The sequence below is a fragment of the Streptomyces sp. W16 genome, from assembly GCF_033194735.1.
In the GTDB taxonomy this organism is placed as follows: Bacteria; Actinomycetota; Actinomycetes; order Streptomycetales; family Streptomycetaceae; genus Streptomyces.
The window spans coordinates 19,526-27,147 of the sequence record NZ_JAWOAI010000070.1 but is presented as its reverse complement, the minus strand read 5'-3'; the positions used below and the strand labels follow the sequence as shown (position 1 = coordinate 27,147).

Sequence of the window (7,622 nt, the reverse complement as noted above, 5' to 3'; positions counted from 1 at the left end):
GTTCACGGCGTACATCGGGACGATGTGGCAGCGCGCGTCCGACGCGGGCGCCCGTCCGGCATGGACCGCCGACCGGGCCAGCGTCCGGTGCTCGGGCACGAAGGCGTCGGTCAGGAGCAGGGTGTCGCTGCCGGTGCCCCGCATCCCCACGGTGAACCAGCTGTCCTCGATGGCGAAGTCGGCCCGTGGCACGGCGAAGAACCGCACTTCGGGCCGCGCGTCCGGGTCCACGGGCCCCTCGGCGGGTACGACCGCGCAGGCGAGCGCCCAGTCGGCGAAGTGCACCCCGCTGATGTACTTCCACTCACCGCTGAGCCGCCACCCGCCGGCCACCGGTTCCGCCTTGCCGGACGGCATGAGCGCACCGGCGAGCAGGGCGTCGGGGCCGTCCGCCCAGATGTCGGCCTGCCCCTCCTCGGGCAGGAACGCCCCGTACCGCCCGGCGTACGCGGCCAGCGAGGCGGCCCAGGCGGCAGAGGTGCAGCCCTCCCCCACCAGGCCGACCGCGGAGGTCACTTCGGCGAAACCACCGGCCTCGCCACCATGGGCCCGCGGTACGAAGTGCCGGGCGAACCCCGCGTCCCGCACCGCCTCGACCACCTGCGGCGAGAGCCGCCGGGCGGTCTCCGCCTCGTCCGCGTACCGGGCCGCGATCTCCGCGACCATCGGCGCCCTGGCCACGACCGTCGACTTGTCGCCTGCTGCCATCCTGCCCACCACTTCCGTCGGGAACGGCGACAGTGTCCCGGTCACGGCCCGTCACGGAGCGGACCCCGGGCCGTGCCCGGCCGACGGTCACCCGCCCGGCACGGCAAAGGGGGCGGCCCGGGTCCTTCCGGGACGCCCCCTCGGTCGTACGACCGCTACCGCCGTACGACTGCTACCGCTTAGATCCGCACTTCCACCGTGCGCGCCAGCCGGTCGTGAAGTCCGCGGCCGTCGCGGTCCCAGATCAGGGCGGGGACGGCGACGCAGAGCAGGGCGGAGCGGAGCAGGGCGCGGAGGGGGTTCGGGCGGCCGGTGTCGAGGGCGTAGACGCGGAGGCCGAAGAGGCGCTTGCCCGGGGTGAAGCCGATGGTGCCGACCGTGAGGGTGCTCAGGACGAAGAGGATGAGCAGGGCCCAGTTGCCGGTCGCCTGGTTGTAGCCGTGGGTGAGCAGGCCGTATGCGATCAACAGGCACAGAGCCCAGTCGACGACGAGGGCGCCGAGGCGGCGGCCCGGGCGGGCGATCGAGCCGGGGCCGTGCTCGGGCAGGCCGAGCTGCTCGCCGCGGTAGCCGAAGTCGACACCTGCTCGCTCCGCGGCCTCGCGGGGCCCGGAGAGCCATGAGCCGATTGCATCCCTGTTGTCCACCCGTCCACGGTACTGCCCGCGTTCTGCCATGCGGACAGGAGGGGCCAGGCGGCCCAAGACCGGTTAACTTGGGCGAAACAAATGGGTCACGCCTGAGAAATCCCCCGTCCCTAAGGTCGGGTCCAGCGTGTGCCACCGCACTGGCCGCACGAACGAACTACCACCCCGGCACGGACGGTCGGGAGTAGGAGGAGCTGGATGTTCCAGAACGCCGACGAGGCCAAGAAGTTCATCGCGGACGAGGACGTCAAGTTCGTCGACGTCCGATTCTGCGATCTGCCGGGTGTGATGCAGCACTTCACACTGCCGGCAACGGCCTTCGACCCGGACGAGGAACTCGCCTTCGACGGCTCCTCGATCCGCGGCTTCCAGGCCATCCACGAGTCCGACATGGCGCTCCGCGCCGACCTGTCGACCGCGCGCGTGGACCCCTTCCGCCGCGACAAGACGGTCAACATCAACTTCTTCATCCACGACCCGATCACGGGCGAGCAGTACTCCCGCGACCCGCGCAACGTGGCGAAGAAGGCCGAGGCGTACCTCGCCTCCACCGGCATCGCCGACACCGCGTACTTCGGTCCCGAGGCCGAGTTCTACGTCTTCGACAGCGTGCGCTTCGAGACCAAGGCGAACGAGTCCTTCTATCACATCGACTCCGAGGCGGGCGCCTGGAACACCGGTGCGGTCGAGGACAACCGCGGTTACAAGGTCCGCTACAAGGGCGGTTACTTCCCGACCCCGCCGGTCGACCACTTCGCCGACCTGCGTGCGGAGATCTCCCTGGAACTGGCCGCGTCCGGCCTCCAGGTCGAGCGCCAGCACCACGAGGTGGGCACCGCCGGCCAGGCCGAGATCAACTACAAGTTCAACACGCTGCTCGCCGCGGCCGACGACCTCCAGCTCTTCAAGTACATCGTGAAGAACGTCGCCTGGCGCAACGGCAAGACCGCGACCTTCATGCCGAAGCCGATCTTCGGTGACAACGGCTCGGGCATGCACGTCCACTCGTCGCTGTGGGCGGGCGGCACCCCGCTCTTCTACGACGAGGCCGGCTACGCGGGTCTGTCGGACCTCGCCCGCTACTACATCGGCGGCATCCTCAAGCACGCCCCGTCGCTGCTCGCGTTCACCAACCCGACGGTGAACTCGTACCACCGCCTGGTGCCGGGCTTCGAGGCGCCGGTCAACCTGGTGTACTCGCAGCGCAACCGCTCCGCCGCGATGCGTATCCCGATCACGGGCTCCAACCCGAAGGCCAAGCGCGTCGAGTTCCGCGCGCCCGACTCCTCCGGCAACCCGTACCTCGCCTTCTCCGCCCTGCTCCTCGCGGGCCTGGACGGCATCAAGAACAAGATCGAGCCGGCCGAGCCGATCGACAAGGACCTCTACGAGCTGGCCCCCGAGGAGCACGCGGGCGTCGCCCAGGTCCCGACCTCCCTCCCGGCCGTCCTCGACCGCCTTGAGGCCGACCACGAGTTCCTGCTCGCGGGCGACGTCTTCACGCCCGACCTGATCGAGACGTGGATCGACTTCAAGCGCACGAACGAGATCGCGCCGCTGCAGCTGCGTCCGCACCCGCACGAGTTCGAGCTCTACTTCGACGTGTAAAGATCAACAGGGCTCTACGCTGGACGGACCCTCTGCGGACTCTTCGACAGTCCGCAGGGGGTCCGCAGTTTTGTTGATCAAGGGTCCCATGGCACGCTCGACGGCCGTCCGGGTCGACTGGTCCGAGTCGGGCCAGAGGTGACCGTAAGTGTTCAGCGTGGTCGTGGCCTTCGAGTGCCGCAGCCTCTGCTGCACGATCTTCACGTCCGCCCCGCTCGCGATGAGCATGCTCGCGTAGTAGTGCCGGAGGTCGTGGTACCGGAACTCCGGGGACAGCCCCGGCACCTGCTTGCGAATGCGCCTCATATGCCGCTCGATCTTCCACGGGCCCAACTGCGCGCCCTCGTCGTCGGGCAGGACCCACCCGTCCGTGCGCCCGTCGAGCAGCCGCTTGAGTTCGCCCACGAACAGGTCCGGGATCGGCACGGCCGCCACGCTCGACTCGGTCTTCAGTGGCTCCGCGGGGTACTGCACCGTGGGCGTCACGGTCCGCGCGTCGAGGTCGACGTCGACCAGGCGCAGCCCGCACGCCTCGGCGATCCGCAGGCCGGCGAACGCCCCCAGCAACAGGGCGGGCCGGTACTTCTCCTCGGCCGCCCCGTACAGCTGCCAGAGCTGCGCGTCCGTGCAGACGTAGGGCCGCTGCTTTCCCCCGCCCGGTGACGTCTCCCGTGAGCAGGGATTCGCTGTGATCTTCTTCGCGCGTACCGCGGCCCGCATCACCTGCGACAGCCGGCTGTGCAGAGCGAAGCGGTACGACTGCGCCGCACCCTCCCGCAGTAGCCGGGCCATCCACTTTTTTACGGCCATCTCGTCGACCGCCATCAGGGGCAGTGGGCCGAACTCCTCGCGGATCTGCGCCAGATGCACCTTCGCCTGCCGCACGGTCGACACGCGCTTCGCGTAGGACTCCAGCCACAGGTCACACCACTGGTCAACCGTCAGCTTCCGCTCTCGCGGGTCGACGTAGGTGTTCGTGACCAGCGCGGCCGTGACCTCGTCGAGCCAGCGCTCGGCGTCAAGCTTCCGGGCGAAGTGCCGCGCGTGCTCCTTGTTGGCCAGGTCCCGGTACCGGGCCCGCCACTTACCGTTCGGGCGCTTCGCGATGCTCTTGCTCGCCATCGTCCAACTCCTTGGGCGTCTCGTATCCCGTCATCCAGTTCAAAAGGGCGTCGTCGCCGATCTCCCGTCCGGTGGCCGCGCGATACTCCGCCCTCATCCTGTCGCGCCTCGACTGACCCTCGACGGTCAGTCTCCCTAGCTCGTCGAGCGGGACCTCGCTACGAAAGATCCGCTCATCCGTACCGGGAAGGGGGCTCTCTCCCCTGATCCATGCCCGCACCCGCCGCGCGGGATAGACCTCGTCTTCAGCTACTCGAAACGGTTGCTCCTGAACCGGCACCAGTAGATGCACGGGGGCCACGTCGAAGACGCGCGCCAGAGCTAGCAGCTCGCTTACCGACACAGTGGCGCGTCGCCCGTTCTCCAGATTGGCGACGATTGATCGATCCCAGCGAATGCCGCGGGCGGTCATCTGTCTGCCGAGGTCGGCACCAGTCCACCCCTTGCGGGTTCGGAGCTCTTTGACCCGTGCGCTGATCGTAGCCACCGGGTCAGCGGCATTCTCGGTGTGATCCATAAGCACATCAAAGCATTCGTTGACACAACGGGCAAGGAAGGGGCATGATCGGGCACGTCAGGTGCTTTCATCTGCACCAGTGTGCTCTACGATCACAGGAGGTGTTCATGGGGCGTGTAAGCCGTCCCCGTGCCAGCGACGCAGCAAGGCGTCCGCTGGCCACCGTGCCGGAGCTTGCCGAGCACTACAGCGTTCCGGAGAAGACCGTCCACCGCTGGCACCAGACGCAGACCTGCATCGGCCCACTCATGTTCCGGGTCGGCAAGTACCTGCGCGCCCGCTGGGACGACGTCGACAGCTACGACGCCGATCAGGCCGGAGGTCAGCGCGCAGCATGACCGAGAACGCAGAAACGCCCCGGGCCCAATCCGGGGCGTTTCAGGAAACTCGCGCGGTGGCGGTTGACGCCATCGTGCCACAGCTCATCGCCCGACCGGTACCCGTCCAGACGTCCGGCCGGCTGGAGTTCGCAGCCCGCTGCCCAAGCTGCAAGTCGTGGCATAGGCATATCGGGCTTGGCGTGCGAGACGCACCTTGTGGTGCGACCTACCTCCTGCAGTTCAGGGGGGCGGCATGAGCGACGACCGCGTACAGCTGTGGGCCGACGCCAAGATCCTCTATCTCGCTGGCGTATTCCCCAAGTACGGCAGCCCGGCATGGATCGAGCTACCGCCCGATGATCCGAAGCGGCTCGCCGCGGCCCTCGACGCTGCCGAGATGTGGCGGAAGTACGGCGACGAGGAAGCCCTACTCGCCTGGTTTCGGGAGGCATCCCGCAGTCGGCCGCCCCTCGCCGAGCGACGCACGAAAGCTGAACTCGACGCAGCCGCCAGGCCGAAGCCCGCGCACCAGCTGCAGGCCACCCCCGGCTGGCCTCCGATCGCCGTACCCGGGCAGCCCGGCCGGTATCTCACGTACACCGAAGCAAGGAGGGCCGCGTGAGCTTCGACGAGTCGACCCCAGGGGCCCCGGTCTCCATTTCTGACCAACCTCTAGACATGGGGGTCTCCATTTCTGACCAACCTCTAGACATGGGGGTCTCCATTCCTGGCCAACCTCTCGATGCCACGCACAAGGTGTTCAAGCGGTGGCTCGGCGAGGACTACGACACAGGCGCGCTCGATGCCGTCCTGTCCGTGGCGGCCTCGGAGCAACTGACCGGTGACCCGTGCTGGCTGCTCGTCGTATCCGGATCCGGGGCAGCCAAGACCGAGACGGTCATGCCGCTGTCCGGCGTCGGCGCGACCATCGTGTCGACCATCACCGGCGAGGCCGCCCTGCTATCCGGCACGGCCGAGAAGGAGAAGGCCAAGGACGCGCACGGGGGTCTCCTCCGGAAGATCGGAGACCGCGGGCTGCTCGTCATCAAGGACGTCACGTCGATTCTGTCGATGAACCGGGATGCTCGCGCGTCCGTCCTCGCCGCGCTCCGCGAGGTGTACGACGGGCGTTGGGACCGCGAGATCGGCCAGGACGGCGGTAAGACGCTCACCTGGAAAGGCCGAGTCGTCGTCATCGGCGCCGTCACCACCGCCTGGGACGCGGCCCACACTGTCATCTCCACAATGGGCGACCGCTTCGTGCTGGTGCGCATCGACTCCACAGGCCGGAAGAACCGGCGAGCTGCCGGCCTCCAGGCACTGAAGAACGTCAGCCACGAAGTCGGCATGCGTGAGGACCTTTCCAACGCGGTCGCCGCGCTACTCACGTCCGTCAATGCGGCGGCCCACATTCAGCTGACCGACGACGACATGGAGCAGCTGCTCGACCTTGCCGACATCGTGACCCTCGCGCGCACGGCGGTCGAGCGGGACTACCAGGGCAACGTGGTCCAGGCCCACGCCCCGGAGATGCCGACACGGTTCACCAAGCAGCTGTCCCAGATCATGCGCGGCGGCATCGCCATCGGAAAGCCCCGCCTGGACGCGCTCAACCTGGCCATCCGGTGCGCCAGCGACAGCATGCCGCCCATCCGGCTCGCCGTCCTAGGCGCCGTCGTCGACAACCCGATGTCACGTACAGCCGATGTCGTGAAACGTACTCAGCTGCCGCGCAAGACCGCCGACCGCGTACTGCAGGAGCTGCATCTCCTCGGACTGCTCACGGTCGACGAGGAGCCCTACGGCCAGACCGTGCGATGGATCTACACCATCTCCGAAGACATCGACCCCGACGCCCTTCGGAAGCTGGCCAGAAAAGGAGACCCCCACCCCTCAGACGGAGTGGCCAGAAATGGAAACCCCACCCTCCTGGAGACTTCATGAGCAAGCAGCTGACAACCCAGAACGCTTCGATCACCACAGTCGCCGTCGAGGTGCAGGCCCTCACGATCAGCGGCAAGCAGGTCACGCTGTCCGTCTTCCGGCAGCTGCAAGAGGAGAAGCTCGTTGCCCACGACGGAACCCTGAACGGGGTTCCCTGGGGGTACGTCAACTACCACCCGGACAAGTGCAGCGAGACGGCCGCCCACTGGCATGTCGTCTGGCAGAGCGGCGCCGACCTCCGGCGCAGTCGCGTCATCCGGGAACCCCGCTGGAAGCTGCTCGACTCTCCGGAAGCCGATCAGCTGATCGGAACGTCAGTCCTGTCCTGGGCAACAGACCCCGACTCGCCATTCAAGTACTGCCCGCTGCAGCGGGCCAACACCGACAACAACGCGCCCCGCTTCGAGGCCGTCCGTCGCTGGACGCACCCGACGACGGTCGAGTTCCTGGTGGAAGCGTCCCAGTGCGCACTGAAGGTTGCTGCCCTCGCCGCACAGATCCGGAGCTACCGCGAGACCTTCGCGAAGGACGGCCGCACCTTCTTCCGGGACCAGGCGGAGCGAATCGAGTCGGGAGACGAGTACCGCATCGCGACCGCCCAACTGATCAACGAGGTCGAGGGCTACGGCCGCACGCTGAGCGAACTCAAGGAAGACGTCAACGCTGTAGCCATCGCTGAAGTCCAGCGACGCGACCGGCACCGCATGGTCCGTGGCGCCCTCGCCCAGCTTCCCCAGCTCTTCATCGCGGTGTGAC

General features: G+C 67.8%; 8 protein-coding genes and 1 pseudogene. 5 read left to right on the top strand and 4 right to left on the bottom strand.

Going from position 1 to position 7,622, the window contains the following annotated elements; all coding sequences use genetic code 11:
- A pseudogene (locus tag R6V09_RS12490) lies at positions 1-708 on the bottom strand (hydrolase); the annotation flags it as partial.
- Between the two features lie 179 nt (positions 709-887).
- Entirely contained in the window at positions 888-1,355 is a 468-nt protein-coding gene (locus tag R6V09_RS12485) for an RDD family protein (protein ID WP_317881467.1), read from the bottom strand.
- Between the two features lie 198 nt (positions 1,356-1,553).
- Here R6V09_RS12485 and glnA point away from each other — a divergent pair, with 198 nt between their 5' ends.
- Positions 1,554-2,963 (top strand): type I glutamate--ammonia ligase, encoded by a 1,410-nt coding sequence (gene glnA, locus R6V09_RS12480; RefSeq protein WP_019064482.1) that lies wholly within the window; start codon positions 1,554-1,556, stop codon positions 2,961-2,963.
- A gap of 3 nt (positions 2,964-2,966) precedes the next feature.
- On the opposite strand, the gene R6V09_RS12475 is transcribed toward glnA, so the two are convergent.
- On the bottom strand, positions 2,967-4,085 hold the full coding sequence (locus R6V09_RS12475) for a site-specific integrase (RefSeq protein ID WP_317881466.1): 1,119 nt from the start codon (positions 4,083-4,085) through the stop codon (positions 2,967-2,969).
- Positions 4,048-4,602 (bottom strand): helix-turn-helix domain-containing protein, encoded by a 555-nt coding sequence (locus R6V09_RS12470; RefSeq protein WP_317881465.1) that lies wholly within the window; start codon positions 4,600-4,602, stop codon positions 4,048-4,050. The genes R6V09_RS12475 and R6V09_RS12470 overlap by 38 nt, the downstream gene beginning before the upstream one ends.
- Before the next feature lie 107 nt (positions 4,603-4,709).
- On the opposite strand from R6V09_RS12470, the gene R6V09_RS12465 reads away from it, so the two are divergent.
- From R6V09_RS12465 to R6V09_RS12450, 4 genes are all read left to right on the top strand, one after another.
- Positions 4,710-4,940, top strand: coding sequence for a DNA-binding protein (locus tag R6V09_RS12465; RefSeq protein ID WP_317881464.1), 231 nt, complete (start codon positions 4,710-4,712; stop codon positions 4,938-4,940).
- A 235-nt stretch (positions 4,941-5,175) separates the two neighbouring features.
- Positions 5,176-5,544 (top strand): hypothetical protein, encoded by a 369-nt coding sequence (locus tag R6V09_RS12460; protein ID WP_317881463.1) that lies wholly within the window; start codon positions 5,176-5,178, stop codon positions 5,542-5,544.
- A gap of 89 nt (positions 5,545-5,633) precedes the next feature.
- On the top strand, positions 5,634-6,866 hold the full coding sequence (locus R6V09_RS12455) for a hypothetical protein (protein ID WP_317881462.1): 1,233 nt from the start codon (positions 5,634-5,636) through the stop codon (positions 6,864-6,866).
- Positions 6,863-7,621 (top strand): hypothetical protein, encoded by a 759-nt coding sequence (locus tag R6V09_RS12450; RefSeq protein ID WP_317881461.1) that lies wholly within the window; start codon positions 6,863-6,865, stop codon positions 7,619-7,621. The genes R6V09_RS12455 and R6V09_RS12450 overlap by 4 nt, the downstream gene beginning before the upstream one ends.
- The last annotated feature ends 1 nt before the right edge of the window (position 7,622 follow it).

Excerpts from the sequence above, each read along its gene's own strand:
- glnA (WP_019064482.1), top strand. The coding sequence starts at position 1,554 with ATGTTCCAGAACGCCGACGAGGCCAAGAAGTTCATCGCGGACGAGGAC.
- R6V09_RS12475 (WP_317881466.1), bottom strand. The coding sequence starts at position 4,085 with ATGGCGAGCAAGAGCATCGCGAAGCGCCCGAACGGTAAGTGGCGGGCC.
- R6V09_RS12470 (WP_317881465.1), bottom strand. The coding sequence starts at position 4,602 with ATGGATCACACCGAGAATGCCGCTGACCCGGTGGCTACGATCAGCGCA.
- R6V09_RS12465 (WP_317881464.1), top strand. The coding sequence starts at position 4,710 with ATGGGGCGTGTAAGCCGTCCCCGTGCCAGCGACGCAGCAAGGCGTCCG.
- R6V09_RS12460 (WP_317881463.1), top strand. The coding sequence starts at position 5,176 with ATGAGCGACGACCGCGTACAGCTGTGGGCCGACGCCAAGATCCTCTAT.
- R6V09_RS12455 (WP_317881462.1), top strand. The coding sequence starts at position 5,634 with ATGGGGGTCTCCATTCCTGGCCAACCTCTCGATGCCACGCACAAGGTG.
- R6V09_RS12450 (WP_317881461.1), top strand. The coding sequence starts at position 6,863 with ATGAGCAAGCAGCTGACAACCCAGAACGCTTCGATCACCACAGTCGCC.